Source organism: Arthrobacter melezitosi (genome assembly GCF_054511055.1).
Genome location: NZ_JBTNDJ010000001.1, coordinates 380,041 through 406,049, shown reverse-complemented (window position 1 = coordinate 406,049; position 26,009 = coordinate 380,041). Strand labels below are relative to the sequence as shown.

Sequence of the window (26,009 nt, the reverse complement as noted above, 5' to 3'; positions counted from 1 at the left end):
GCGCGCTCGCCTAAGCTGGAGGAATGACCTTCGCAGCAAGCACCTCCCCCCTGCCCTCCGTCGGCTTCGTCGGCTGGCGCGGCATGGTCGGCTCCGTCCTCATGCAGCGCTTCCAGGACGAGGGCGACTTCCGCCTGTTCAACCCCGTCTTCTTCTCCACCTCCAACGCCGGCGGGCCGGCGCCGTCCTTCGCGGAGGGCGCCGGGAAGCTCGAGAACGCCTACGACGTCGAGACGCTGGCGAAGCTGCCGATCATCGTCACCGCGCAGGGCGGGGACTACACGGCCGAGGTGCACCCCAAGCTGCGCGACGCCGGCTGGGACGGGCTGTGGATCGACGCCGCCTCGACGCTGCGGATGGAATCCGATTCGATCATCGTCCTCGACCCGGTCAACCGCAGCGTCATCGACGCCGGGCTGGCACGCGGCGTGAAGGACTTCATCGGCGGCAACTGCACCGTCTCGTGCATGCTCATGGGCCTGGGCGGGCTGTTCCGCAACGGCCTTGTGGAGTGGGGCACCTCGATGACCTACCAGGCCGCATCCGGCGGCGGAGCCCGGCACATGCGCGAACTGCTCACCCAGTTCGGCGCCCTGCACTCGAGCGTGCTCACGCACCTCGACGACCCGGCCTCGGCGATCCTCGAGATCGACCGGGCCGTCCTGGCCCAGCAGCGGAACCCGGAACTCGACGCCTCCCAGTTCGGCGTGCCGCTGGCCGGCTCGGTGATCCCGTGGATCGATGCCGACCTGGGCAACGGACAGTCCCGCGAGGAGTGGAAGGCCGGGGCCGAGACGAACAAGATCCTGGGCACCGGCGACGGCGGGCGCATCCCGTTCGACGGCCTGTGCGTGCGGATCGGCGCCATGCGCTCGCACTCGCAGGCGCTGACCCTGAAGCTGACCGAGGACCTGCCGGTGGCCGAGATCGAGCGGCTGATCGCCGCCGACAACGAGTGGGTGAAGGTGGTGCCCAACACCAAGGAGGCCTCCGTGGCCGAACTGACGCCGGTGGCGGCGACCGGATCGCTGGAGATCCCCGTCGGGCGGATCCGCAAGCTCGAGATGGGCCCGGAGTACATCAGCGCCTTCACCGTGGGAGACCAGCTGCTGTGGGGCGCGGCGGAGCCCCTGCGCCGGATGCTCCTGATCGCCACGGGCAACCTGTAGCGGCCTCCGGGCGCACCGAACTGTCAGAGGGCGGGGGCAGAATACCGGCATGGAACACACCGACGTCGACCGCATCCTGACCGGATTCTTCGCCGCAAGCGCCCGCGGCCGGCACCCGGAGACGGTGATCCGGTACGGGCGCGTGGAGGCGGGGCTGAGGTCCTACCTGGAGGGCGAGGGTGCCCGCTCGCTGCCGCCGGAGGCGGCGGCGCTGCTGGAGCTTGAGCGCCAGTTCCGCCCCGACGCCGCCTACGTGCGCCTGATGGGCGCCGCGGAGCTCCTCCACGCCCTGCCCGGGTTCCTCGGGGTGCGCTGGCTCGCGGCGGACTTCCACGACCGCCTGGCCCAGATCAGCCTCGCCTCCCGGCTGGCGCAGTGGCTGTGCACCCGGCAGCTGGTGGACCGCAAGGCGCAGTGGGGGGATGTCCTGCTGACCCGCGCCGCCGCCGAGCATGCGCGGCGGACCTCGGTCACGTAGGAGCGGCCGTCAGCCGCCGGCCGGGCTCAGCGGGCGCTGCGCGCCGGCAGCGCGCAGCCGATCAGCAGCGGTTCGGGCTGCAGCCGGATGCCGAACTCCTTCTCCACCCCGTCCGCCACCAGGCCGGCCACCGCCAGCAGGTCGCGGGCGGTGGCGCCGCCCCGGTTGGTCAGCGCGAGGGTGTGCTTGGTCGACAGGGAGGCCCGTCCGCCCGCTGCAGCGAAGCCGGCGTCGCCGGCCAGGCCGAAGCCCTTGGCGAAGCCCGCGTGCTCGATCAGCCAGGCCGCGCTCAGCTTCACCTTCCCCGGGTCCGCGACGGGATACCGGGGGGCGGCCTCGGGCAGGGCCGCGGCGTCGGCGGCGTCGATGACCGGGTTGGTGAAGAAGGATCCGGTGCTGAAGGTGTCCCGGTCCTGCGCGTCGAGGACCATTCCCTTGGCCGCGCGCAGCCGAAGCACCTCGCGGCGCACGTCGTTGGCGTAGGCCCGCTTGCCGACCTCGACCCCCAGGGCGCGGGCCAGTTCGGCGTACTTCACCGGTGCGCTCATGCGCCCGAGGCCCAGCTGGAATTCGACCGTGAGCACCACGTAGCGCGGCGAGCCGTCGACGGTTGTCTGCTTGAGCAGCGAGTCCCGGTACCCGAAGTGCAGTTCGAAGTTGGTGAAGCTCTTCACCGCCGAGGCCTGCCGGTCCCAGGTGCGCACGGTGGCGATCGTCTGGGACACGTCGGAGCCGTACGCTCCGACGTTCTGGACCGGCGTGGCCCCGGTGGAGCCGGGGATGCCCGAGAGCGCCTCGAGGCCGGAGAAGGCGTGCTTCACCGTGTACTCCACCAGCGCGTCCCAGTCCTGGCCGGCCTGCGCCTTAACCATCACGCCGCCGCAGGTGGCGTCGTCATCGTTGACGGTGAAGCCGTCGGAGGCGATGCGGACGACCGTGCCGTCGAAGCCCTCGTCGGCGATCACCAGGTTGGAGCCGCCCGCGAGGATGAGCAGGGGCTCGCCGGCGTCGTCGGCGGTGCGGACGGCGTCGATGATCTCCGCTTCCGACCGCGCCTCGATCAGCGTGCGGGCGGGTCCGCCGACGCCCGCCGTCGTCAGCGCGGCCAGGGACGAACCGGTCAGCGGCGTGCTCATGACAGGCGCACCACGGCCTGGGCCTTCACGAGGACCTTCTGGCCCTCGAAGGTGACGGTGAGGTCGATCCGCGCCGTGGACTCCTCGGGGTTCAGGGCCCCGATGGTCCCCCGGACCTCGAGGACGGCGCCGGGGACTCCGGGCTGGCCGGTGGTGTCGGCCACCACGACGGGCTTGGTGAAGCGCGTCTGGTAGTCGATGACCGAGCTCGGGTCGCCGGTCCAGTCGGTTACGAGCTGCACGGCGGCGCCCATGGTGAACATGCCGTGGGCGATGACCCCGGGCAGGCCGACTTCCCGGGCGAAGTCGGGGTTCCAGTGGATCGGGTTGAAGTCCCCGGAGGCCCCGGCGTAGCGCACCAGGTCCTGGCGGGTCACCGGGATCGTCACGGACCCGATCTCCTGCCCGACGGTCAGTTCGGCTGCTGGGATGCTCACTGCTGCTCCTCTCCCCGGACGAGCAGGGATGACGTTGTGGTTGCGGTCCGCACGCCGTCCACTGTCGAGATTTCGGCGCGCGTGGTGATCATCGCCCCGCCGCCCATGGCGCGCACGGAGTCGACGTGGAGGGCGGCGACGAGTTCGTCCCCGGCCACGATGGGCCGGTGGTGGGTGAAGCGCTGGTCGGCGTGGACCACCCGGGAGAAGTCGATCCCGGCGCCCGGATCGGTGATGAGCTGGGCGTCCGCCCGCTGCGCCACGATGATGGCGAACGTCGGGGGCGCCACCAGGTCGGCGTGTCCGAGGGCCCGTGCCGCGTCGACGTCGTAGTGGGAGGGGTGGGTGGCCTTGACGGCCCGGGCGAAGTCGCGGATCGCCTCGCGCCCGACGGTGTACACCTCACCGGCGGGGTAGGTGCGCCCCTGCAGGTCGGGGTTGAGAGTCATGGAAGTCCTCCGGAAGGTCGCGGGCGGGGGCTGGGTTCAAGCGTAGCGGAGCGGCCGGCTCGGCGGCCGGTGGGTGTCAGCGGGGCGCTGCGGGGCTCCTGCGCCGCCGTGCGTCGCGGGTCCGCACCACCATTCCGGCGATGTGGCAGAGGAGGCCCGTGCCGATGAGCGGCATCGCGGCGAACACCGCGGCCTCGGCATTGGCCGCCGCCCCCGCCACGGCGAGCGCGATGCCGGCGCCGGTGAGGATGAGCGCGGCGATCAGGAGCCTGCGGTACAGCACCGATCCGGTGTCCCAGGGTGTGTTGAGCATCCCCCAATCCTACCGCCGCGCTAGAACAGGGACTCCTGCACCGCCGGCACCGGGGTGGTGTACGCCCCCAGCCCGAGCCGGCGCCCCTTGAGGCGGGACAAGTCGGCGAGGAAGCGCAGCGGGGCGCCGTCGAGGGTGACGAGGGCGCAGGACCCGATCAGGGGGCCGATGACGAAGCCGTGCTCGCCGCTTTCCAGGTCCCCCGGATAGGGCTGGGCGCCCTGCGCCGTCAGCATTTGGCGCCACGACGGCGGCGGGTCGAACCGCTCGGTGACGACGGTGAAGCCCTCAAGGTCCAGCCCCTCCCGCAGCAGCTGCCGGGCGGAGTCGGCGAACCCTGCGTTGAGTCCGGCGAGCCGTTCCGGCGGGAGCGGCCGGCGGAGGGCCTCGGCCTTGGCCGCCGAACGCACGGCCTGCGGCAGGCCCACGCTGCGCGTCACCTCATCCTCGAGGACGCGCACCACCCGCCCGTTCTCCGCGAGGGCAACGTACGAGCCGGTGACGGCGCCCTGCTCCACCAGCCGCCCGTGCTTGCGTTTGTCCGCGGCGGTCCCGACCTTCGTGGCGCCGTCGGCGAAGGTCGCCACGTACAGCCAGTGCGGCTGGTCGAGGTAGCGTTTCAGGCCCTCCGGGGCGATCCCCGAGCGGTGGAAGTCGTGCAGAAAGCGCAGGTCGTCCTGGGCGAAGCAGGGCCCGCACTGGTAGCCGCGCTCGGCCTCGGCCTGCCGCGGGCAGGGCAGGTGGGTGCGGGACTGCGCGTCATGAACCCGGTAGGAGCCAAGGCAGTAGCGCACGCCGGCCGGACCCAGGACGCGGTACCCGAGCCGCACCCCCGGACGCAGCGGCAGGTCCGTGCGGGCGCCTTCCGGGTCGGCGAGGACCAGGGCCGGCGCCTCGCCGTGCCAGGCCACCCCGCTGCACAGGTAGCGTCCACCGGGCTGCATCGGCCTGGGATCAGAGCCCCTCGGCCACCGCCGCCGCCGCCGCGAGCCAGGCCCGCTGGGTTGCCGGGCGCAGCGAGCCGTAGCGGATCCGCCCCTTTAGCAGGGCGGGGTCGAAGGGGATGGTGACGGCGCTGCGGGCCAGTTCGGTGAACCCGTCGGCGATGCTCTGCGCCTGGGCGGCGGTGCCGTTCTTGTCCGACTGGCTGACGATGACCACGGCGTTGCGGGAGAGCTGCTCATAGTCCCCGCCGCGGGCCCGCAGGGCCTCGAGGAGCAGCGCGCCGGCCTCGGCGTGCTCCTCGAGGGTGGTGGTGGCGATGACGAGCTGGTGGGTGTGGTGGAGCATGCGCAGCCACCGTTCGGCCGTTTCGTCATTGCCGGAGTCGACGACGTTGAGCCGGAAATACTTCGAGGCGACCTCGTGCAGGGCGTCGAAGTCCCGCGAGGTGACCTTCTGTTCCGAAGCCAGCACGTCGGGCTTGGAGCGCAGGACGTCGTACTTGTCCTCGGTCTGGTGGTGGACGTAGCGGGCCAGCAGCGCCGACTGGGCGGACGGGGCGAGCAGCGCGCCGGTCTGCGGCAGCAGGTCGAGCACCGTCGCTTCGTGCGGGCCCTGCTCGGTGCGCCACCCGAGGGTGCCGCGGGTTTCGTTGTTGTCCCAGGCCAGGACGGGTCCGCCGCCGTTGCGGGCGAAAACCGCCGCGAGCATCACCGTCGTCGGCGTTTTATTGGCGCCGCCCTTGCCGTTCACGACGGCGATGGTCCGCGGGCCGGGCCAGTGCTGGCTGACGGAGCGGGTATGGGCGCGCACCACCAGTTCGGCGGCGGAGGGCGGGATGCGCACGCCGATCCGGGTCAACGCCCCGCGGAGCCCGGTTTCGGCAGGAACCACGGCCGTGTCGGGGGTGAGGAAGGAGCGGCGGCCGGTGCGCGCTGCGGAGGCCCGCTGCCGGGTGGCCGGCGGTTCGGCAGGCTGCGGAGGAAGCTCCGCGACGGGGTCCGTCCCGAACCCTCCGTCGTCCGGCCGGGAACCGCCAAGCGGCCCCGGTTCCGCCGGTGCGGTCCCGGGGAGGCCGGGAACGACGGAAGTTCCCGGCTCGAGGAGTCCCGGGGCGAAGGGCTCGGGCTCGTAGGGAACCATGCCGTAGGGCACCGGGTCGTACGGCCCCGAATCGAAAGGCGCCGGGCCATACGGCGCTGCATCGGAAGGTGCCGGGTCATACGGGGCTGCCTCGGAGGGCACAGAGTCGGAGGCCACCGCTCCGTAGGGCGCCGCGCCGTGCAGCACGGCGGGGATCGAGGGCGCGTAGTTCGGCGCCGCATCCGGCCCGTACACCGCCGGTCCGCCCTCCGGAGCGGAGGGCGGGGCCTCCCACCGGACCTGGAAATCCTCTTCCAGCAGGGACTGCCGGCGCCGGCTCGCCCTGGTGGGATAGGTGTCGTTCGTGCTGTCGGCGCTCCACGCGGAGTCACGTTCGGTCATGTAAGTCCATCCCCCCGCACACCTGACGGGGCGGCTGCTTAGCGGTCATTTGCCTCCGCCCATCCTATAAGCACCCTGATCTCCGGCGTCCGCAGCCGAGTAACAGTGGGCGCCGACCGCAGACACGGCCCGGCCCGCGACCTATGCTTTCCGTATGTTTCCCGCCTTTCGGCCGATGCGGCAGGTCCGGGTGTCCGACGAATCGCACCGGGTGACGACCTTCGAACTCTTCTTCGACCTCGTCTTCGTGTTCGCCTTCACCCAGGTCACCGCCTTCATGGCGCACGAACACACCGGCTTCGGCGTCCTGCAGGGCATGATCATCCTTGGCATCCTCTGGTGGTCGTGGGTCTGCTACTCCTGGCTCGCGAACCAGACCCACGTCGACGAGGGTGTCGTGCGGCTCGGGATGTCCCTGGCCATGATGGCGATGTTCATCGCGGCCCTGGCCATCCCGGAGGCCTTCGACGACATGGCGGGAGGCCTGGACGGGCCGCTGGTGTTCGCGTTGGCCTACTTCGTCGTCCGGCTGGTCCACATCGGGCTGTACCTCCTCGCCGCGGGGGACGACGTCCCGCTCCGGCGCCAGGTGATCAAGACCTCGAGCGCCATGTTCACCGGCTCGGGCATCATCATCACCGGAGCCCTCATCGGCGGGCCGGCCCAGACCTGGTTCTGGCTCGTCGGCCTCGCCGCGGACATCGCGCTCACCTACCTCACCTCCGCGGGAGGGAACTGGCGGGTCCATTCCGCCGCCCACTGGACCGAGCGGTACGGCCTGGTCGTGATCCTCGCCCTGGGCGAATCGATCATCTCCATCGGTGTGGGCGCCTCGGAACGTCCGGTGAGCACCCTGATGATCCTGGGGGCGGTGTTCGGCGTCGGGCTCTCGATCTGCCTGTGGTGGCTCTACTTCGACGTCATGGCGATCGCGGCGGAGCACGTGCTGGCGCGGCTCCGCGGCCGGGCGCGGTCGGCACTCGCCGTCGACGCCTACACCTATCTCCACCTCCCGCTGATCGCCGGGGTGGTCCTTTCGGCGCTCGGCGTCGAGGATGCCCTGGCGCATCTCGATGAAACCTCCGGCTACGGCTGGCTGGGCGCCGGCGCCCTGCTGGGCGGGACCGCGCTGTACCTCCTGGCCCACGCGGCGTTCTGGCGCAGGGTCGGCGGGTACTGGAAAACGTGGAGGCTCAGCACCGCCGCCGTCCTGCTGGCCCTGGTTCCGGCCGCCTCAGGATTCGCGCCGCTGGTGGCCCTTGGACTGGTCTTCGGATTGTGCGCCCTGCTCGTCGTCGTCGAGACGAGCGTCTATGCGGACAAGCGGGCGGAGATCCGCGGGAGCCACTCTCCGGCGTAACGCGGCCGGTGCCGGGCCTCCCGCCGGAATGCCACCCACACCCGGGACCGCGGCTCCTAGGCCTTGGGGCGGGCCCGGACGTGCATCTTCTCCCCCTGGTGGCCGAAGAGGCTGAGGAACTCCACGGCGCGCTCATCGGCGCTGGCGAACCAGTGCGGGGTGTGGGTGTCGAACTCGGCGGCCTCCCCCGGGCCCAGGACGAAATCCTTGTCCCCGAGTACGAGGCGCAGGCGCCCATTGAGGACGTACAGCCACTCATACCCCTCGTGCACCCGAAGCTCGGGCTCCCCCTGCCTGGCGCCGGCGGCCAGCACCATCTTGTACGCCTGGAGCCCACCGGGCCTGCGGGTGAGCGGAAGGGCCGTCATGTCGCCGTGCCTGATGGGCCGCAGGTGGATCCGGGGATCCCCGGTGGGTGGTGCCCCGACGAGGTCGTCGAGCGGGACCTGGAACAGGCGCGCGAGGGGCAGGAGCAGTTCGAGGTTCGGGCGCCGCTGGCCTCCCTCGAGGCGGGACAGGGTGCTCGCCGAGATCCCGGTGGCCCCGGACACCTCGCCGAGGGTCAGGCCCCGCTGCTGGCGCAGCGCCCGCAACCGCGGGCCCATGGCGTCGAAAACCGGCGACAAATCGTTTTCCATCCCCGCATTTTGCCATAGCGGCAAGGAATATTGCCATCCCACCGCCATGCCGCCACCGTGGAGAAGAAGGCGCCGAGCGTAGGCGCCGGAGACAAAGGAGAACCATCATGCAGGACCCACGCTACGACGTCGTCATTGTCGGAGGCGGACCCGCCGGGCTCAGCGCCGCGGTGGCCCTCGGCCGCTCGCTGCGGACCACGGCCGTGATCGACTCCGGCTCCCCGCGGAACGCCCCCGCGGCCGGGGTGCACAACTTCCTCTCCCGGGACGGCATGCCGCCGCTCGACCTCGTGGCGGCGGGACGGGCGGAGGCGGCATCCTACGGGTCGGTCCTGATCGACGCGGAGGTGGTCCGGGTCGAGAGGGGGTCGGACGGGTTCACCGCCACGCTCGGGGACGGCCGGCGCCTGGGTGGCCGACGCCTGCTGGTGACGACGGGGCTCACCGATGAACTGCCCGACGTCGAGGGCCTCGCCGCGCACTGGGGCACCGGCGTCATCCACTGCCCCTACTGCCACGGGTACGAGTCCCGCGGCAAGGCCATCGGCGTGCTGGCCACCGGCCCGATGGCGATGCACCAGGTGCAGATGTTCCGCCAGCTCAGCAGCGAGGTCACGCTGTTCCGGCACACCGCGCCGGAGCCGACGGACGAGGAGGCGGAACTCCTGGCGGCGCTGTCGGTCCGCGTCGTCACCGGCAGGGTCGAAGCGGTCGAGGCCTCGGCCGGGGCGCTCTCGGGGGTGCGCCTCCAGGACGGCTCCAGCGTCGCGCTCGACGCCCTGGTGGTGGCACCGCGCTTCGCCGCGCGGTCGGCGCTGCTCGAGTCCCTCGGCGTGCGGACCGCCGAGCACCCGATGGGCATCGGCTACGCGGCAGAGGTCGACCCGCAGGGCCGCACCTCCGTCCCGGGGGTGTGGGCGGCGGGCAATGCCGCCGACCCCACCGCCCAGGTGGTGGCCTCGGCCGCGGCCGGCCTCGGGGCAGGCGCCGGGATCAACTGGGACCTCATCGCCGAGGACGCGGCGTCGGCGGTTCAGCGGCGCCGGGCGGGCGCCGAACCGGTGCTTGGTGGAGCACCGGCCGCGTCCGACAATGGAACTCCGGCCGGGACGGCCGACGGCGCAGCAAAGCGGGAGAGCCATGCACACTGAAATGGATCAGGAGTTCTGGGACCGGCGGTATGCGGAGCACCGCAGGGTGTGGAGCGGGAACCCGAACGTGCACCTCGTGACGACCGCTTCCGCGCTGCCGCCCGGGCGCGCGCTCGACGTTGGCTGCGGCGAGGGCGCCGACGCCCTGTGGCTCGCCCGCAACGGGTGGCGGGTGACCGGCGTCGACATCTCCGAGGTCGCCCTCGGACGCGCCCGGGAGCAGGCCGCGCTGGAGGACGCCGCCGTGGCCGCCCGCGTCGAGTGGGTGCACGCGGACCTCCTCGAGGCGCCGCCGGAACCGCGCAGCTTCGACCTCGTCTCGGCGCAGTTCATGCAGCTCGCCGAGCCGGCGCGCTCGGCGCTGTTCGCCGGGCTCGCGGAGGCCGTGGCGCCGGGCGGCACCCTGCTCATCGTCGGCCACCATCTTTCCGACCTGCACACGACGGTGCGGCGGCCCCCGCTGCCCCAGCTGTTCTACACCGCGGAAGACCTCATCCCCCTGCTCGACGGCGGCTGGGACATCACCGCCTCCGAGGCGCGCCCCCGGTCGGCGGCCGACGTTGAAGGGCACCAGGCGACAATCCATGACACGGTGCTCCAGGCCCGCCGGCTGGAGACCGGCCCGGCACCGGCGCCGCCCGCTGCGGGACCGGTGTAACATCACCGCCGCAGGCGCACGCCGCGGCGGTGACGGCCGCCGGAGGCCGCTCCGCGCCTGCGCCCATGCCCGGGAAGCACTGCCGCAGGGCGGATTGTCCTACCTGCCGTTGGCGACCTCGAAGGACACGATCAGGATGCCCGAGGTGGTCGAGTTGCGGCGGTACTGGTCATTGCAGTCGGCGCGCAGGAACAGCTTGTGGCTGCTATTGGTCAGCTTGGTGGTGTCGATACTGATCCGCCCGTCGTACTCCCCGCCCGCCCGCCGGAGGATCAGGCCGGGAACATTGGCATGGAGATCCGGGTCGATGCGGATCTCATGGGCCGTCACGGGCGGGTCGCCCGCCTCGCCGTGCGAAACCATTCTGACGGCGGGTGACCAGATGCCGCTGACGGGAGTATTCGGAACCGGAACAGTCAGGAGATCGGCTTCGCAGTAGCCGCCCTTCGCCAGATCCCTCCCGGGCGCCGAGTACCATCCCTTACCGCGCAGATAGGGATCCTGGGAGACATCGCTCACGGTGCGGGTAGGCGAAAGATCGACATAGTACTGAAAATTGAGGGAGGCGGTCATGCGGGCTGTGGTTGTCCTGCCGCCCGCAGCAGGGTCTACGACGTCGGAGAAGAATCGAAGGCGCGTTTCCTTCAGGCCATCGGTCGAAAAGAAGGACGGATCAACCCTCACCTGGCCCCAACGGGTGCACGTACCCGGGGTCGGGCACGTCCAGCCGGTTTGGTAGAGCTTGGACTGCGTCTTCTCGGTTGAGGCACCCTTCATGACAACCGCCACGTAGGGCGTCAGGGTCTCGCCGGTATCGGCCTCCTGGCGGCCTGGATTATGCAGCATCATCCGGATATCGAGTGTGAAGGGCCCGGTCATGGTTTCACGTTCGGGAATACACGCCCCGACATGGATATGGCCGTGGTTCGTGCCTGCGGGAGTTGCCCCCGCGGTGGGTGTCCACCAGGACTGCGCATCAACGAAGATCCGCTTCTCGGGATAACCCGCACAGGTGAGGGGGTCGGGCGGAGCGGCCACGGCCGGGACGGGGGAGGAGCCGAGTAGGGTGCTCGCCACAAGGAGTAGTGCCACTACCATGCGCGCGGGTCGTTCCAGATACCTCGGAGTAATCTGCATAGCTGACTCCGTTCACACTTTCTGAGTGTCCATCCCTCCCCCAGCGGGTTCCTGAAGCTTCACGGCGTCCGTATCGAGGGCGGACTGACCGTTACGCCGAGGCCGTGGCAGCACTGCGCGCGGCCGGGTCTTAAAAGGGCCCGAGAGGACTGGGGTGGACCAGCGTCAGGCCATGGGATTTGAATTCACGGATCCGCATAGCGGGTTGTTCCCGGCGGTCCCTGGAAGTAAATTACGTCTTCGCAGGCCCGAGGGGAAGAGTTGTCCCTCCTGTTACGAGGGGTCCGCGTGGGGGCCGATGCGCTCCACGCCGCGTCCGTCATCCTGGCCTCTTCACCGGGGCGCCGCAGGTGCTGCAGTGCGTTAAGACAAAAACCCCCGGAATCCAGGATTCCGGGGGTCTGCGTTTTGTAGCGGTGGTGGGACTCGATCCCACGACCTCACGATTATGAGTCGCTGCATAATACTGTGACCTAACAAGGATTTTGCTGCCGAAACCATCCAACTTTCATCCAACAACTCGTAGTACTTAGATGAGCTCGCCGGCCCCGGGGCTGAACATTCGATCAACAGCGCGGGCAGAGGCGTGTAGATCATCCTCGTAATACTGAGCGTAGGTGTCCAAGGTAGTCACGGCCGATCGATGCCCCGCGATCTGCTGCACCACCTTGACATTGGCATCTGCGCTGATTGCGAGGCTGACAGCAGTCCGGCGAAGGTCGTGAAAGACGATCCGGGGAAAGGCTGGGTCTCGTTCGCGGCATCGATTCACCGCCGGGTGCAGTATCCGTCGCGCGAAGTTGGAGGATCTCAGCTCACGACCGGACGGCGCGGTGAATACCAACGCGCCCGGGTCCATACCTTCGATGTGCGCCCTCAGCAGGCTTGCCACGGAATCCGGGATTGGGACCCGCCTCGGGCGTCGACCCTTGGTCGTGGAGCGCAGCTCCAACCGACCATCCACTGGTACAAGTGCGGACTCCACAAGGACGTACGAGTTCTCCCCCAGGTGTACGGAGCGGGCTTGGAGACCCGCGATCTCCGACCACCTCAAGCCTGTCGTACCAGCAAACAGGACGAGCAGTTTGTAGTGAGCATGTGACACTTCCTCGACCCGTCCACCAAGTGAGCATTCCGTAGCCAGGGTCTTGAGCTGATTCGCCGTAAGCGCTCTCGCCTCACGCACAGGCTCCGGCTTGGCCACGTGATTCATCCTGGCGTTTCGAGCGACGTTGTTAGCGATGTAGCCGCTGTCAACCGCATACTGCAGCATCCTCCCCAGCTGCCGATACGCGCGCTGTCGTGCATCATCCGTCCGAAACGTACCCAGCCAACTATTGACCACCCCCAGCGTGATCGCCCCCAGCGGACGGTACTCAAAGTGGTCGCGGATGTGATTGAGGTAGATGCGCCGGTATCCCGCGACAGTCACGGGCGAGGCTGGCCTCTTTCCATCCGCGCCCACAGAACCGATCCGCGCGAGCCACTCCTCGTAGAGGTCATGGAAGCGCAGCTTCTCGCCCTTGCGCGTATCCACGAGGGTGCCGCCAGCTTTCGCATTGGCTACCGACAACTCATTGGCCCGAGCTGCGGCCAAGGTGGGAAACCGCTTGAAAATCCGTCTGCCGTCGATCCGGTAGTCGTGCTGGTACTTACCGTTCGGGAGCTTCTTGATTGCCACCGCAGAAGTCTATCCAGTGGGTCGTGCGCTCACTCCACGGCGACACGCCGGGAAAGATGCGCCACGCAGCTAGACCGTGCGGCCGCCCAGTTATCCACAGCCCGTGGAGAAGTGCCACAGTCCACCATGCTTCCGCACTTCGCGCCCGGAACTCCTGTGGAAAATTCGGACGCGGCTGTGGATTGACATCACCCATACTTGTCAGTCTTGATGGGCTTGACATTGTGGTCTGTATCGGCAACCCGCACCAGATGTACGATTGGGTCATCGGATTGTACGGCAACTGAACGCTGAGCGCAATCTGAGGTGGACTCAGCTGCGAGCCACCAGAGCACTCCCCATCGACGCGCGGGCCGCGGTTCAACCTGAATGGTCGAGGGGGATCCTCCACAGAGCAGATCTAAGCAACTCCAGGCCTTCTTGCCGCGCTTCTTCAGCGGGCAGACCTGACGTGCTTCCACATCGGCGCCGGCGTTAACGCCGCCTGCCTTGAATCAGGAAGTGAACCATTGAGTACAACCTTGCATAGCACCCTTTCGGGTGCAATCACTGCCGCCACGGCCCGGGAGATCACCGGGAACCTGTACCTCACCCGCCGGGAATGTGCGGCGTACATGGGCGTCTCCGAGAAGTTCCTCGCAACACACCTCAGCGACGGCCCGCCGCGGCGGCTCATCGGATCAAAGGTGATCTACCGGCTGTCCGACGTTGACCGCTGGATGGACCACCAGGTGGTGACCAATTGAACCCTTACAAGGACGCTTGGTTGGCCCAGGTCAGAACCGACCCCACTTTGCGAGAGCCTGCCCTCCAAGTAGCAGAAGCTCTGGGTGCAAGCATGACCGGCCTCGCGCCCACTGCGTACACAACCTGGGTAAAGCTGACGAAGGCGACCGGTCAAGACCAAGCCGTGGTGCGTTCCGCCATTTCAGATCTGCGGAACGCCGGCCATGTGGGTGCCTACTGGTGCTCTTCCCCGGGGCGATCAAACGGCTTCAAGATACTGCACACCGCCGTTTCGCCTTGACTAGGGCGACACTTCGGAGATTGCCCGCGGCACAACACCCCGACGCCCCCCGCTGGTACCTTGCGCGGGTTTCGGCCCGCGCAGCTCGCATCGATTCCTCTCGATGGACATATGCCGAGTTCGCTGCTTCCATCTCGTCGTCATCTCTCAGTGACGGAGCGAAGGCAACCATGCTGGCCACGGCCTCCAAGGCCAACGCCCGCGGCGTCACCACGGTTGACCGCGCGACAATCTCCGGGCTCACGGGATGGAGCGATTGGACCACCACCCAGCATTGGAAATCAGCGGAGCGCTTGGGTCTCCTGCTGTCGGCGCCCAGGTTCAACAAGACTTCGATTCGGTATCTCGGAACGGTGGCTGTTCGCGCGCAACCGTTCGAAGTCTCAGCTCGAGCCCTCCTCGAGCATGTCTGGACGTCTTCCGATCACCAGTGGCACCGTGTGGCGGATAAGGACCGTCATGAACCCCCGTGGGGCGCGGACCGCCCCCCGTTCTGAGCACCCAATTCTAAGGAAAGAGCGGAAGTGATTTTCCTTGGCGAGAGATTGACGTCCTCGTCGACATGCTCCGCGGTCTTTCGCCTCCGGCTTCACACCGCCTCCCCCACCAAAGGCGATTGGTGCGTTCAGCGCCGCCGGGCGGAACGCCCCTTGCGCTGAGAACAACATTCGATATGCCGGGGCCCCAGCCCCGGGCAAACCTACCACTACAGATTGGACCAATTTCACAATGACAACGAAACTGACAGTCTCACCCCCACGGTGCGCGCCCCGCAGGCGCGACGGTGAGGTGATCAAGAACGCCACAGCACCCGAGTCACCGTCCCAGGCAAAGGAATGGGACCTGCGGAAGAGACGATATCTGCGCGCCGGGCTTTGCCATGCCTGCGCAGCACAAGCTGCGTGGGGTCACCAACTTGGCTTTCGACAGGTGAAGGCACCGTGCCGGGCATGCATGCCGACGGTACTCGGCTTCCGGCGAAATGAACCTGGCCCGTGGCGCAGCGAGACCAGACAACGGTAGGGGTCCCATGGGAGATCAGCAGCCGCATCTGTCGATCTTAGGTTGGTCCTCCCGCTAAGCACCTGCCGCTGAACTCCACCGCCGGACCAACCTGAGGTTTGCATCCTAGGCTGTACAGCAGGTGCTCTGGCGCTTGTGGCCAACATCCTGCACACTAACGGCGACGGATCCGAAGCCCGCAAAAAGCTTTTCATCCTGCCCGCTCCCAAGGGGGCGATCACCACTGGGGGGGGCATCCAGCCCAGGTGCCCCCACCCCCCCCCCCCCCGCCCCTTTCAAGGAGATAGGAACACGTCTTACTCTGTGGCATGGCCTCCAGCCCTGACTATGACCTGTCCGTCGACGTTGTCCGCTCCGGAACGAGTACCGGGGGGTAGATCGAGTTGAGTACGAGGTAGGCGATGGCTTTTTTCAACAAATCTGGTTGATCTTGGAAAAGCCCAAGCCCCCGGTTGCAGTTGGGACAGAGGATTCCGCGGATGCAGTTGCCGCAGGATGCTTCACCGGCACAACAACGGTGGTCGTGATCGATGGACAGGCGGGCCCCATCGGCCCGCAGGGAACTACCGCATATGGCGCACCCGCCTCCCTGGCGGGCCAATAGGGTTTCATACCCATCAAGATCCATGTTGTAGCGGGACATTTTGGTGACCGAAGCATGGCAGGTCCTGCACCTGTAGTTCAGTCCGTCCCGGGAGTATGTGGAGAGGCAGAACTCCTCGACTGCCTTCCACTCACCGCACACAGGGCAGAGCTTGTTGCCGTCCTGGTCTCTGTCCAGAACGGCATTGCCACGATTTGGAGTGCCGCGCAGGGCTGATAGGTCTTTGCCGTCCTGCTTCTGGCGCCAGTGGTGATGGCAGAGTCCCTCGCCACGTGGCGCGTTCATGTATCGGCAACCATTGAAGGAGCAAGGCTCCGCCTCACCTTTGCGCCGGTTCAGCCTAAGCGGCTTCAGAGGTATCTTCCGGTTGTGTTGACCGTAATGCCCCGCGCACAAACTGTGCGTCTTATTCATGATCGGCCGGCCGCAGGCGGGTTGTTCAGGACCCGGCCCCGGTCCTACACACGGTCCGTCTGGAACATTGATGTGCCGGACAGGCGTGAGCGGATTCCCCTTCCTTTCTTGCCGGTGGTGGGGGTCGCAGAAGCCGGAGGTGTGCGCGGCCATGTTTTCACATTGAATGTTGCCGTCACGGCCTGGACCAGGGCACTGTTGCTCGGGCACGGGCCCGGACCGCTTCTGAATGGGTCGTAGTTGCCGATCCCCGCGCTGAGTCTGCTCGTGATGCGCCCGGCAGAGCGTGCTGTTAGGTGATTTGACGGGGCGGCTACACAGGCCGCCCTCGTCATGGCCGGGGCCAATGCAGGACCCTTTTTCCTCTCCGGGGCGGCTTCGGTCTTCCGGCGGGGATCCAGACGGGCGGGGATTGACTCCTTGTGTTTCCGCCCCCGGCAGTATCACTGCCTCGTGTATCGGATGGCTCTCGTCTTTTGGCATTGTGGCTCCTGTATCCGCCATTGGATGCATGTGCCACTAGTAGAGCAGACAACGCTGACGCTTTTGATTGACATAGGAGGGTGCCAACCCGCCCGGAACAGTCCTCTCAGGAGCAGAGTGAAAGATGGCTGGCGCGGCGGCGGAAGGTGGGTGCTCGCATCCGTGAGGTTCGCCTCGCACAGGGCTTGTCGCAGGAGTCCCTGGCGCTGGAGTCCGGCCTGAGCCGCAACATGGTTATCGGAATTGAGTGGGGCCGCCGAAGTATTGCCTATGAACGACTTTGGGACATCGCTGAGGTGTTGGATTTGCCCGTAGCGGCCCTCTTTACAGAACCGTCAACCGAGGCAAAGAGGGCCCCCTACCGCGGCGGTCGGCGCTCCATGGGCGAATCGTGAGGTAGCGCGGAGCGACATACCCAGAACGGCGACGCGGCGAACCCAGAACGGCGACGCGGCGAAGCGCCTGTTTCAGTCCCTACAGAAACCGCACGGCAATGGCAGTCGTTCGGCCCGCAGGACGCGCTGTTGACGGCGCCGTTAGGCTCGGAGCATGGGTGCCAAGCGTAGGAAATGGCCGACCAAAGGCCAGGCTTTGGCTGGGTGCGTTTAAGCGTTGCTCTGGATGGCCAGCAATGCGTATTCCGTACTGGCCGAGGGGCGCATCGCCACTGGGTTCTACTGGGTTACGCAGGCCGTTAACCTGGCTTTCGCCTTGCTGTGTGTGTGGTTGTTCATCCGAGCTGTGAAGCGGCCGGAAGACACACGATAATGTCAGTTATCATGTGTCTATGACCCTAATTGCCGTTGAGGAAAACAACGTTGTTTCCAACCAGGAACGCCACGCCCGCCTCATTGCGGGCTGGCAGCTGGCCCAGTCCTCCCCGCACACCCTGCGGGCGTACACCCGGAACCTGACCGACTTTGCAGGGTGGCTCGACGGGCACGGTCTGGATCTGCTGGGCGCCACCCGCACCGTCATCGACGGGTACCGGCACACCCTGACGGGCGCGCCGGCCACGGTGGCACGGAAGCTGGCAGCGGTCTCGAGCTTCTACCGCTTCGCCATGTCGGAGGGGGCCGTGCCGGGCAATCCGGTGGAGCTGGTGAAACGCCCCGTGGTGGACGCCGACCACAGCTCCACGCAGGGCCTGACCAAAGACCAGGCACGTGCCCTCCTGAATGCGGCACGCGCCGACGGCGGGCGCTCACACGCGCTCGTGAGCCTGCTCCTGTTCACCGGCATCCGGCTCAGTGAGGCACTGGGTTCCACAACGGTGGACTACGGCCACGACAATGGGCACCGGACCCTGACGGTCCGGCGCAAGGGCGGCAAAACGGCGAAGGTTGCCGTGCCGGCCCCCGCAGTGGAAGCGTTGAACACCCTGCTGGACACCACAGGGAAAGACCTGGTGAGCGCGGCAGGCGCGGGCCTGCCGATCTTCACCACGGCAACGGGCAAGCCCTGGGCTGCATCGGAGGCGTTCCGCACCATTCAACGGCTGGCACGAAAGGCCGGCATTGAGGGCGAGGTCAGTCCCCACTCCCTGCGGCACACCTTCGCAACCATCGCCCTGAACTCAGGCACCGCGCTGCATGATTTGCAGGACAGCATGGGACACGCAGACCCCCGCACCACACGCCGGTATGACCGGGCGCGGCACAGCCTGAACAAGGCGGCGGGTTACGACGTTGCACGGGCGCTTGCTTAATTTCCCGGCGTGAGTGGTGCTGAGGTGCTCGGTTGTGACGAGGAGGTGGTCGAACATGCCGAGTACGGGAATCGGCTGTGCTCGCCAACTAGTGTGCGGCAGCGAAACACGGTTTTGTAGTTGCCCCGCTGTACGAGCGATTAAAGATTGCTGAAGTAGTCCAGCATCGCTTCCTTATCAATGACCGCCTCGCTTCGCTGCCCGTCCACGAGTCCCAGCCGATCCCGTACGCTCTTCCAGGGGCGACCCTTATGGGTGAGTTCGCTGAGTTGGTAACCAGACATTTGCCCGTAAGACTCCAGCACGGCTCTAATCATTCGCTTCTGCTGGTCTGTAACCTGTCCCAGCGAATTAACGTTGAGCTTGTCGACTCCGTAATCTCCCCGGTGCAGATTGTAGAGCTCCCGGCATACGGGCCCGTTCGCCCAAGCTTGGAAGTCCTCACGAAACAGCGGACGCGATGTCCAAGCCAAAAACCAACCTTGGCTGAAGTAGCAGAGTTTCTGTAACTTCATCGTCGACATCGGACCGTTCTCCGACAGAATGAACTGCGCGACATCGACGATGCTGGTACTCGCCATCGGTCCTCCATCCTGACTTGTCATGTAATCATCACTACTTTCATTCAGAGTACAGTCCCGGTCCGGCTGCGTCCCGACACTTCGGCGGGCCGTTGAACAGCAATCATGCGGGTTTGGTGGGCTTGGGTACTTCGGCGACCTCGTCACGAAGCCCGTGGGACAACATGCCGGCCAGAATCCTCACCCATTCACCGTCAGACTCCGTAAGGTCTCCAACCTCTGCTGCGTCAACGGTGAGTAAGCCGAGGGACCTGGACTTGGAGGCGTCAGTTACAGGTGCTGATATGAAGCACCGATAGGCGGTCTTCCGAACCTTCTTACGCCTCGTCCAGCCGGTACTGTCCCGATAGATGTCCTTGACCCACAGGTCCTTGCCAGCTTTCGCGCGCGAGATCATCTCGGCGGCCTGATCTCTTCCATCCGCGTCAGTCGTTCCAACTATGTAAGTGATCGGCATGACGTTGCTCCGCTCATACGCTGCGCGTTTCCTTAGATAAGAAAGGTCTGCAAGGTCCTCTGATTCGCCCCCTTCCAAGATGAAGAAACCTATACGGACGTCGCGCCCTTGGAATAACTTAGGTCCACACTTCTTGATCAAGTCATCGAAATAGGCTTGGTACTTGTCGTCGGCCGATAGCCGCCCCATTGCCATTTCAAGGTCTTGGAGTACCTCGAAAGCTTTGGCGGCGACAAACTCCCCGTTGATGGTGGCACGTTTCGCGGTCATGTGCTGATTCACCAGAGGGAGGACAGCAGCCACGATGCCAGCGCCCAGAGGCAAGAAGAAGCGGGGGTGACGGTACCTCGCTAGGTCCCCTTTCGGGGCAGCTGGATCCCAATATGGGTCGATCGAATTCCAAACCGGTATTCCAGCCGCCACCACTGCACACAAGGCGATGAGGATGACAACGGCAAGGCTGCCCCAAAAGGTCCAGGGCCTCTTCTTCCCGTTGAGGCTCACCTGGCGACCCTGCTCACAGATCTCCTATGTTGTCTTCGCCCATTCAGACGACTGCATCCTCTCGGGGCGCGTACATTCCTACAGCTGACTCCGCAATGGCTGTCCACCGCGTAACTTCGGCCGTAACCGACGAAACGAGGTCCTCATCCAAGAGCAGGGGAAACTGAGCTATTCGAGCCGGTGTCAGCTTGCGGCCATAGTTGAAACGCCATTTCTCAAGCCGAATGGTCGCTGCGGCGATTATGAGGTGAGCCTCACTCAGCGCCTGGTTCGTTTTCGGAAGCAAAATGAGGCAGTCATCGTTCACCGCGCAAGGCTCAAGCTGCACAAACGCTTCACCGATGCTTCCAGTCTGCGCAACTGTCACGAACCCCGGCGTGAGGATCTTGTCAAAGTGAAGCCATCCATAACACCCGTTATATGCCTCAGTCGGAGAAATGACGAGCGCTTCACCAGGGGCAACTCCTTCCCGGCTGTGAAGTTCTTTCTGGCCGTAAAAAACATCAAAGTAGCCGCCGATCGTTCCTTCGACGGATGGAAGGGCTGCAGCGTTAGCAAGCCGGGCGGCGGACAACATAGAACGGTATGGTTTCGGATTCAGTCTGCCTTCTTCGACGGCACGGCGTTGGCCTGCAATTTCTCCTGCGTACCTTACATAGAAGGAGTACAACCTGCGCATGAGCTCATGGACACTCAGCTCCAACTCGTCCGGTTCAGGGAGTGCCGAGGGCACGTACGCTCCAGCCGTCCACTCGGATTCACCTGTTATGGATGCCAAGCCAGCGAAGCCAGGCACGGTCGACTTGTTGAGCACGGCCTCGATGGCGGCTGGAATCTGATTCTCATGGACGGCATCCAGAGCACGGATCCCTTTCCTGAGTGCGAACCCATCATGCTTCACGCGCACAAAACTAGTCTGGTGCGCCGCGGCATGCGGTACACCCTTCTCGAGGATGACGATCGACGTTGTTGCCGCCGCGTAGGGCTGAAAGAGTTCGTCAGGGAGCTCGATGACAGCCAAGAGGGTGTGGTTGTGCAGTATCTTCTTTCGCCAAGCACCGATAGGTTTCTTCGCCAGAAGGCTCGTCGGCATGAGGATCGCGAGTTTCCCTCTGCGGCGAATACCCTCCAAGGCCCGCTCCACAAAAGCCTGTACGGGGTGGTCGGTGTTCTTATGCGGGAACGGTGGGTTCATCAGGCCTACATCGCAACCGTCTACAGGGAACTCGCCCGTCGTCAGGACGTCCGCTCGATGGATCCCGCTCTTACCGTCCCCTCGCAAGATCATGTTCGCAACGCAAAGTGCGGCTGTAGCTGGCTCGCTCTCAAAGCCAATCAGGTTGTGCTTAACAACCTCCACTGCGTCCGCATAAGAGAGGTGTCCCACCTCTTGTGCTCGGTTCAGGGCGGCTATCAGGAAGCCTCCCGTACCGCATGTAGGGTCCAACACCTTGTCGTGCTGTGTTACTTGGCAAAGGTCCGCCATGAATCGGGTGATGTGGCGTGGTGTGAAGTACTGGCCAATCGTATTGCCGCCGGTATACCGGAAGAACGCTTCGTATAGCTGCCCTAAATAATCGTGGGAGAACGAAGCACTAACTACATTCAGCTTCTCCAACTCGGCGATGATTCGATGCACGGAGCCAGCCAAGGCCGCGTTCTCCTCGTCGATGTGAAGGCTTCGAGCAAGTTCAGCCTTGTTGGCATCTCGGAACGCGAGCTTGCATGCCTCATTAACGTCCTTGAGGATCCAATCTGGTTCGAACTTCCTTAACCGTCCCCTGGTGCGCCACATCGCCAACATCAGGGCGCCTACGTAAGTCGGCCGTTGTCCATCCCGCACGCTTGCTTCGCGCAGAATCCTGTTAATCAGCTCTGCTTTCTCCGCGAGAACTTCAGGTGACGGCACAGACGGCATGAGGTCTGTTAGGTCAGCGTTGTCGAGAAGGCGCTGCACTTCCTCCTCATTCGGTATCCACCCGATGGGCCGGTTCTCGTATGAAACGTCGACCCAGTCATCCCCGATTCGTCGTTGAACCCGCACAGCGAAGTCGTCACCGTCTTGACCTGCAATACCAACGGCGACTACTGGGTGTCCCGCCGCGTGGCAGGCGTTCCCGTAGGTGGCCGTAGCCTCGCCTATGGCTTCATCAACCCGCCGCACATCGGACTTCGCTTCGATCACTAGTGCCGGCAGGTTGTTGCTACCTGACAGAAGCATGAAGTCGGGGATCGCATCGCCCGCGCCCGTCTTACTCCACCCGGCGAAGATCTGCGTGAGCTCTGGGTGTCCCCGGTATTCACCTTGCCGAAGGGTTTGACCTTTTGGAGGTCGAGCGGTGTCCCAGCCTCGGATTGCGAGCAGGTCACGCGTGAGGTCCTCGGTGCGCGTTTCACTAATGTTCCGAACCAAAACTCTCCTCATTGCTACGCGTGCCCATCCAGGGCCATGTGTCCGTGTCCTCTGAGCAATCCTATGGGTAAGAACTGACATCAGAGTGCGCACCACGCTCGCCCCACCGCGTAGTAGAGAGCGCCAACCGGCGGGGCACGGGGTGGGTCACGAACTGCCCTCCGCGCCGAGCAGTCTCCGAAAACGCGGGGGTCTCGGTCGCCCCATGCCGCGCATGTCCCAACTCTTGGAGGTGACGAGAAAGTGACGAAACCACTGGGAATCCATCGATAGGACAGGTACTGGCAAACTTAGGCTTATGTCGACTTGAGAGACAGATGCCCCCAGATTCAGCAGAACCTGGGGGCATCTTATGAGCCTCCTGCCAGAGTCGAACTGGCGACCTTCTCATAACGAGGGCGAAGGTCGGCGACGCTGGCAGGCCATGGGAAGGCTGCAACATCTTCGGCTCTATGTGCACCTGAGCGCCAGGGCACGGGAGTCCCTTGTTCTGGGCGCCTGCATCATGCGGGTGCCGGCCTACGGTCTTCACTTGCAAGACCCGGTTACCGGCCCGAACCTCCGCTGATTTGTTCGCCAAGACCTCCTTCGTCGTCTCCATCGGGCTCCCAGTCATTCAAGTCCAAAAGCGACAACTGGGGGAGGCTCGACGTCGAGTCTTCCGCAGGTCGTGACGTTCGTCTTGAGTTGAATTCAAGACTCGACGGCCTGCTGACTGCGGCGTCGGCAACTGCAGATGAAGCGGACGGTTCCTCGCCCAGCAGCACTCGACGAGCGTGGTCTCGAAATTTGGGGTTGAGGCCGCAAACCCTTGTAACGAAACCGCAGACATCGGCCGCAAGCTTTGCGGCGATTGGATCAAAGTCTGCGGGTTTGAGCGCCTGGGGGATCGGCTCTACGTTCCCCGCCGTAGCAAAAGCGGTAGCCACTTCGGTATACCGGAGGGAGGTCTGAAGATGCTGAGGACGCTTCAGAAGTCGGGTGATCAATTCGAGCATTGGCCGAAAGTAAGCAGGCAGATGGTCCATTTCCGGCGTGCCTGCCGGACGTGCCTGGTTCAGGAGTGCAGCTGTCACGCGCTTCTCGTCCAGCCCTGTCGGCCCCCCGAAGAGGTACTCTTGGACCGCTCTGTCCGGGTCGCCAAGGAAGCCACCCCGCACATATCCGGTAACGCGGGTGAGGCTTAGCAGGTAAAGCCAGCAGAGATCCAAAAACACAGCGCGGTGCGCCGGATCCATCGGATTCAGAAGATTGCTGGCCTTGGAAAGGTGAGCAACAAGCTGAGTCGGGTTTCTGTGGGGCTGGTTCACCCAGTAGTTGAACTGGCAGAACTCGAGGAGGTGATCAAGTTTGCTATTTAACCCGTTGAACGCGCTCAGGTGGCTGGCCACTGCCCGTCTATCAAAGAGGACATCGAGGCCAGCCGCTTCAGCATTGGGACGCGGATTGTGGATTGTCTGCAGTCTCGCGAGTTCAGGACTAGTGAGGATGCCGATGCCGAGTCGCGCCGACAGCTGCCTGGCGGCGTCAGTGACCTCGTGTTCTCGAACCAGATATGCATGGTCCGCTCCAAAGAATTCGGCGACTCCCCTGACCCAAAACATGCGTGACGTGCTGTCGCGTTTGCTCGTTTTGCAGTCAGCTATCAGGGTGGTCATACGCACGTCGGGCGAAATAGAGATGCCAAGGACGTCGAGGTCAGTGAAAGATTGAGCGCCTCCGCGCTGGTTAGCAGCCTTGTGCCCTCTGAGCTCCACGTCGAGACGCGTTGACAACCCCATGTCCCAAAAGAGGCGGCGCGTTCCTACCTTAAGTCCCAGATCAAGCTCCGACACTATACGAACCGTCCCATCGCTGCTTCAAATATTTGCGAGTAGTGCTTCGGATCCTGGATGGCGCTCTGCCTGCTGCGGTACATGGTCTGCATAGGGGCAACGTAAGCGTTGCCTGCGTCCAATGCACTCCGAGCTTCCTGGTCGCTCACCCGCCTCTGAACGCCCTCACCATGTGTGATCAGGTCTCTGGCTAGAATCAACGCAGCCCGGTTATCCTCGGTATCCACAAACCGCGGCATTTTCCAGTTGCCTCCCGGCATCGAATCCGGATCGAAAACTATTAGCCCCGCACGATACATAAGGTTGTACTGCCTTTCGTGGGAACTATGAGGCGCGAGGAAACCTCGGTTCTTGTCCAACAACTTGTCGATCACGGACACCAAGGCACTCTGCGACAAGTTATTGTGACCGCCGTCGTACTCAGCACAACGTAGACAAGCAAGCACGGTCAGAGCCTTGTCGAGAACAGCCTTGTGGGTTGTCAGAAGCCTCTTATCCGGCACGTAAGGCAATGCGGCAAACGCCTGCGAATTCCCGCCCGGAAGCTGCACCGCCGGAGCCATCACCAGACCGCGAGCAATGGCATCGGATATCAGTGGGTACTGTTCCTTCGAGATAGCGAGACCCTGGTGCCTTCGGACGGCATCAAACTCCTCGCTCAACTGCCCACTTCCGTGGTCGTTGACAAGCTCGGTCAGGAGCTCCGGATTTTCGAATCCAAAGAAAGGCGAGTAGGCGATATCCCCATCCGTTGTTTTCAGGACTTGAATGAGTCCGCCACCCTTGGCCACGGCCAAGACGTGACTCAGGTCCGAGCGGTCCAGGCCGTACTTGTTCTCTATCTCCTCAACCGGCACCGGCGCGCCTGACAGTCCATCAACAACCGTCAAGAGCTGCTGCTCAATCTCGGTCGGCTGGCGGTCCTGCCAGGACTCCCCAAGTCGTTCATAGAGGCTTTCGTAATAAGGGACGTTCTCCGTGAACGACGTGATCTTTCCGCCGGTCCGCTGTACGCCTTGAACAAAATCTACGTCTTCAAGTACGCGGATCACGGAATCGAACGACAGCATGCTGACATCGAGCTGAGCGGCGGCCACCGTCATCAGCGCTTGGCCATCTTGAATGACGTCTCGACCCCGTATAAGACCTGCGATGGTCGCGGCCATACCAATGATACGAGTGTCGTTCAGGGGACTAAGGAGTGGAGAATTGGGGTCCACGTTGCGAACTCCTGAGTGCACGTCCTGACACCTAAGCCCTAGATTGATGCCCTCCACGCCAACTACCCCCATATTTCTAGCTGAATGGGGACGTCTTTGCCCCTGCTCTAAGTTACAGCAGACACAAACTTCCCTAGTTCTCCTGCAGCGCGTCCCTCCTCAAGGCCTTCCTAGAGCCTTCCTAGGGCCTTCCACGGCCTGCGTGACGGGCCAGGAGGCACATAGAGCACGAATTCCCCGCTGCCAGCCCGCCGGCCCCCACCGGGGCCTACAGTGCGCTGGCCCAGCACGGCAATCTAGCTCTACAGCGCACCGGTCGTTCTCTCCACTGAGTCGGCGGCTGCCTGAGCCCCGAGCAGCGTTCGGTAGGTCATGTGGCCTAACCAGCACACGCTCCGGTCGGGGCGTCTCCGAAGTTGCGGCCTCCGCCAACGCACACTCGGGGTCGGCTCAAAACATCCAAAAAACATCCATGCCCTGGAGAAGCGAGGGGCTTCCGGGAGAATCCCGTGGTAGACCACGAGACCAGGTTGCCTCTTCGCAATTGAAAGACCCCCGGAATCTCAAGGATTCCGGGGGTCTTGTCTGTAGCGGTGGTGGGACTCGATCCCACGACCTCACGATTATGAGTCGTGCGCTCTAACCAGCTGAGCTACACCGCCCTAAATGAGTCTGCCCGCACCGATCGGATGATCGTCACGGGCCC

General features: G+C 64.9%; 23 protein-coding genes and 1 tRNA gene. 8 read left to right on the top strand and 16 right to left on the bottom strand.

Translation table 11 applies throughout. The annotated features are described in order from the left end of the window. Positions 1-23: 23 nt before the first annotated feature. Both asd and ACX80W_RS01985 read left to right on the top strand, forming a co-directional pair. Complete coding sequence (asd, locus tag ACX80W_RS01990; RefSeq protein ID WP_459279944.1) at positions 24-1,169, top strand: aspartate-semialdehyde dehydrogenase; 1,146 nt, start codon at positions 24-26, stop codon at positions 1,167-1,169. Between the two features lie 49 nt (positions 1,170-1,218). Beyond that, on the top strand, positions 1,219-1,647 hold the full coding sequence (locus tag ACX80W_RS01985) for a hypothetical protein (protein WP_459279942.1): 429 nt from the start codon (positions 1,219-1,221) through the stop codon (positions 1,645-1,647). Between the two features lie 26 nt (positions 1,648-1,673). Here the strand turns inward: ACX80W_RS01985 and ACX80W_RS01980 are convergent, their stop codons facing one another. From ACX80W_RS01980 to ACX80W_RS01955, 6 genes are all read right to left on the bottom strand, one after another. Further along, positions 1,674-2,783, bottom strand: a complete 1,110-nt coding sequence (locus ACX80W_RS01980) for a UDP-N-acetylmuramate dehydrogenase (protein ID WP_459279941.1) — start codon at positions 2,781-2,783, stop codon at positions 1,674-1,676. Continuing rightward, the gene (locus tag ACX80W_RS01975) at positions 2,780-3,220 is read right to left on the bottom strand and encodes a MaoC family dehydratase (RefSeq protein WP_459279939.1); all 441 of its coding nucleotides are present in this window, start codon (positions 3,218-3,220) and stop codon (positions 2,780-2,782) included. The genes ACX80W_RS01980 and ACX80W_RS01975 overlap by 4 nt, the downstream gene beginning before the upstream one ends. Further along, positions 3,217-3,669: an FAS1-like dehydratase domain-containing protein gene (locus tag ACX80W_RS01970; protein WP_459279937.1), complete on the bottom strand. Its 453-nt coding sequence runs from the start codon at positions 3,667-3,669 to the stop codon at positions 3,217-3,219. The genes ACX80W_RS01975 and ACX80W_RS01970 overlap by 4 nt, the downstream gene beginning before the upstream one ends. Positions 3,670-3,745: 76 nt before the next feature. Further along, positions 3,746-3,982 (bottom strand): hypothetical protein, encoded by a 237-nt coding sequence (locus ACX80W_RS01965; RefSeq protein ID WP_459279935.1) that lies wholly within the window; start codon positions 3,980-3,982, stop codon positions 3,746-3,748. Positions 3,983-4,002: 20 nt separating this feature from the next. Continuing rightward, complete coding sequence (locus ACX80W_RS01960; RefSeq protein ID WP_459279933.1) at positions 4,003-4,926, bottom strand: DUF2797 domain-containing protein; 924 nt, start codon at positions 4,924-4,926, stop codon at positions 4,003-4,005. A 10-nt stretch (positions 4,927-4,936) separates the two neighbouring features. Continuing rightward, positions 4,937-6,409, bottom strand: a complete 1,473-nt coding sequence (locus ACX80W_RS01955) for a MinD/ParA family ATP-binding protein (protein ID WP_459279931.1) — start codon at positions 6,407-6,409, stop codon at positions 4,937-4,939. Positions 6,410-6,563: 154 nt separating this feature from the next. Between ACX80W_RS01955 and ACX80W_RS01950 the strand changes: the two genes are divergently transcribed. Further along, entirely contained in the window at positions 6,564-7,769 is a 1,206-nt protein-coding gene (locus ACX80W_RS01950; RefSeq protein ID WP_459279930.1) for a low temperature requirement protein A, read from the top strand. Positions 7,770-7,825: 56 nt separating this feature from the next. On the opposite strand, the gene ACX80W_RS01945 is transcribed toward ACX80W_RS01950, so the two are convergent. After that, positions 7,826-8,407, bottom strand: coding sequence for a helix-turn-helix domain-containing protein (locus ACX80W_RS01945; protein ID WP_459279928.1), 582 nt, complete (start codon positions 8,405-8,407; stop codon positions 7,826-7,828). Positions 8,408-8,514: 107 nt separating this feature from the next. Between ACX80W_RS01945 and ACX80W_RS01940 the strand changes: the two genes are divergently transcribed. Together ACX80W_RS01940 and ACX80W_RS01935 are read left to right on the top strand one after the other, a co-directional pair. Further along, positions 8,515-9,558, top strand: a complete 1,044-nt coding sequence (locus tag ACX80W_RS01940; RefSeq protein WP_459279926.1) for an NAD(P)/FAD-dependent oxidoreductase — start codon at positions 8,515-8,517, stop codon at positions 9,556-9,558. Further along, a complete protein-coding gene (locus tag ACX80W_RS01935; RefSeq protein ID WP_459279924.1) occupies positions 9,548-10,216 on the top strand; it encodes a class I SAM-dependent methyltransferase in 669 nt (222 codons plus the stop codon). The genes ACX80W_RS01940 and ACX80W_RS01935 overlap by 11 nt, the downstream gene beginning before the upstream one ends. A gap of 99 nt (positions 10,217-10,315) precedes the next feature. Here the strand turns inward: ACX80W_RS01935 and ACX80W_RS01930 are convergent, their stop codons facing one another. Together ACX80W_RS01930 and ACX80W_RS01925 are read right to left on the bottom strand one after the other, a co-directional pair. Then, positions 10,316-11,095, bottom strand: a complete 780-nt coding sequence (locus tag ACX80W_RS01930) for a hypothetical protein (protein ID WP_459279923.1) — start codon at positions 11,093-11,095, stop codon at positions 10,316-10,318. A gap of 787 nt (positions 11,096-11,882) precedes the next feature. Beyond that, positions 11,883-13,034: a tyrosine-type recombinase/integrase gene (locus ACX80W_RS01925; RefSeq protein WP_459279921.1), complete on the bottom strand. Its 1,152-nt coding sequence runs from the start codon at positions 13,032-13,034 to the stop codon at positions 11,883-11,885. Positions 13,035-13,555: 521 nt separating this feature from the next. On the opposite strand from ACX80W_RS01925, the gene ACX80W_RS01920 reads away from it, so the two are divergent. After that, positions 13,556-13,780: a helix-turn-helix transcriptional regulator gene (locus ACX80W_RS01920; protein ID WP_459279920.1), complete on the top strand. Its 225-nt coding sequence runs from the start codon at positions 13,556-13,558 to the stop codon at positions 13,778-13,780. A 1,629-nt stretch (positions 13,781-15,409) separates the two neighbouring features. Here ACX80W_RS01920 and ACX80W_RS01915 read toward each other — a convergent pair. After that, entirely contained in the window at positions 15,410-15,712 is a 303-nt protein-coding gene (locus tag ACX80W_RS01915) for an endonuclease VII domain-containing protein (protein ID WP_459280194.1), read from the bottom strand. Positions 15,713-16,665: 953 nt separating this feature from the next. Between ACX80W_RS01915 and ACX80W_RS01910 the strand changes: the two genes are divergently transcribed. Continuing rightward, entirely contained in the window at positions 16,666-16,980 is a 315-nt protein-coding gene (locus ACX80W_RS01910; protein WP_459279918.1) for a helix-turn-helix domain-containing protein, read from the top strand. Between the two features lie 392 nt (positions 16,981-17,372). Next, positions 17,373-18,293 carry a tyrosine-type recombinase/integrase gene (locus ACX80W_RS01905; RefSeq protein ID WP_459279916.1) on the top strand — a complete coding sequence of 307 codons (921 nt, stop codon included), beginning with the start codon at positions 17,373-17,375 and terminating at the stop codon, positions 18,291-18,293. A 140-nt stretch (positions 18,294-18,433) separates the two neighbouring features. Here the strand turns inward: ACX80W_RS01905 and ACX80W_RS01900 are convergent, their stop codons facing one another. The 6 genes from ACX80W_RS01900 to ACX80W_RS01875 all read right to left on the bottom strand — a co-directional run bounded on the left by ACX80W_RS01900 (position 18,434) and on the right by ACX80W_RS01875 (position 25,965). Further along, positions 18,434-18,874: a Panacea domain-containing protein gene (locus tag ACX80W_RS01900; protein ID WP_459279915.1), complete on the bottom strand. Its 441-nt coding sequence runs from the start codon at positions 18,872-18,874 to the stop codon at positions 18,434-18,436. Positions 18,875-18,977: 103 nt separating this feature from the next. Then, a complete protein-coding gene (locus ACX80W_RS01895) occupies positions 18,978-19,835 on the bottom strand; it encodes a hypothetical protein (RefSeq protein ID WP_459279913.1) in 858 nt (285 codons plus the stop codon). A gap of 43 nt (positions 19,836-19,878) precedes the next feature. After that, positions 19,879-22,248 carry an N-6 DNA methylase gene (locus tag ACX80W_RS01890; protein ID WP_459279911.1) on the bottom strand — a complete coding sequence of 790 codons (2,370 nt, stop codon included), beginning with the start codon at positions 22,246-22,248 and terminating at the stop codon, positions 19,879-19,881. Positions 22,249-22,793: 545 nt separating this feature from the next. After that, a complete protein-coding gene (locus tag ACX80W_RS01885) occupies positions 22,794-24,083 on the bottom strand; it encodes a hypothetical protein (RefSeq protein ID WP_459279909.1) in 1,290 nt (429 codons plus the stop codon). Next, entirely contained in the window at positions 24,083-25,249 is a 1,167-nt protein-coding gene (locus ACX80W_RS01880; protein ID WP_459279907.1) for a hypothetical protein, read from the bottom strand. The genes ACX80W_RS01885 and ACX80W_RS01880 overlap by 1 nt, the downstream gene beginning before the upstream one ends. A 642-nt stretch (positions 25,250-25,891) precedes the next feature. Then, positions 25,892-25,965: transfer RNA gene (locus tag ACX80W_RS01875), tRNA-Met, on the bottom strand. Positions 25,966-26,009 lie beyond the last annotated feature (44 nt).

Coding starts and splice junctions, on each gene's coding strand:
- ACX80W_RS01880 (WP_459279907.1), bottom strand. CDS start 25,249: ATGGCCGCGACCATCGCAGGTCTTATACGGGGTCGAGACGTCATTCAA.
- ACX80W_RS01960 (WP_459279933.1), bottom strand. CDS start 4,926: ATGCAGCCCGGTGGACGCTACCTGTGCAGCGGGGTGGCCTGGCACGGC.
- ACX80W_RS01980 (WP_459279941.1), bottom strand. CDS start 2,783: ATGAGCACGCCGCTGACCGGTTCGTCCCTGGCCGCGCTGACGACGGCG.
- ACX80W_RS01930 (WP_459279923.1), bottom strand. CDS start 11,095: ATGACCGGGCCCTTCACACTCGATATCCGGATGATGCTGCATAATCCA.
- ACX80W_RS01955 (WP_459279931.1), bottom strand. CDS start 6,409: ATGACCGAACGTGACTCCGCGTGGAGCGCCGACAGCACGAACGACACC.
- ACX80W_RS01915 (WP_459280194.1), bottom strand. CDS start 15,712: ATGGATCTTGATGGGTATGAAACCCTATTGGCCCGCCAGGGAGGCGGG.
- ACX80W_RS01985 (WP_459279942.1), top strand. CDS start 1,219: ATGGAACACACCGACGTCGACCGCATCCTGACCGGATTCTTCGCCGCA.
- ACX80W_RS01905 (WP_459279916.1), top strand. CDS start 17,373: ATGACCCTAATTGCCGTTGAGGAAAACAACGTTGTTTCCAACCAGGAA.
- ACX80W_RS01900 (WP_459279915.1), bottom strand. CDS start 18,874: ATGGCGAGTACCAGCATCGTCGATGTCGCGCAGTTCATTCTGTCGGAG.
- ACX80W_RS01965 (WP_459279935.1), bottom strand. CDS start 3,982: ATGCTCAACACACCCTGGGACACCGGATCGGTGCTGTACCGCAGGCTC.
- ACX80W_RS01950 (WP_459279930.1), top strand. CDS start 6,564: ATGTTTCCCGCCTTTCGGCCGATGCGGCAGGTCCGGGTGTCCGACGAA.
- asd (WP_459279944.1), top strand. CDS start 24: ATGACCTTCGCAGCAAGCACCTCCCCCCTGCCCTCCGTCGGCTTCGTC.
- ACX80W_RS01940 (WP_459279926.1), top strand. CDS start 8,515: ATGCAGGACCCACGCTACGACGTCGTCATTGTCGGAGGCGGACCCGCC.
- ACX80W_RS01970 (WP_459279937.1), bottom strand. CDS start 3,669: ATGACTCTCAACCCCGACCTGCAGGGGCGCACCTACCCCGCCGGTGAG.
- ACX80W_RS01945 (WP_459279928.1), bottom strand. CDS start 8,407: ATGGAAAACGATTTGTCGCCGGTTTTCGACGCCATGGGCCCGCGGTTG.
- ACX80W_RS01935 (WP_459279924.1), top strand. CDS start 9,548: ATGCACACTGAAATGGATCAGGAGTTCTGGGACCGGCGGTATGCGGAG.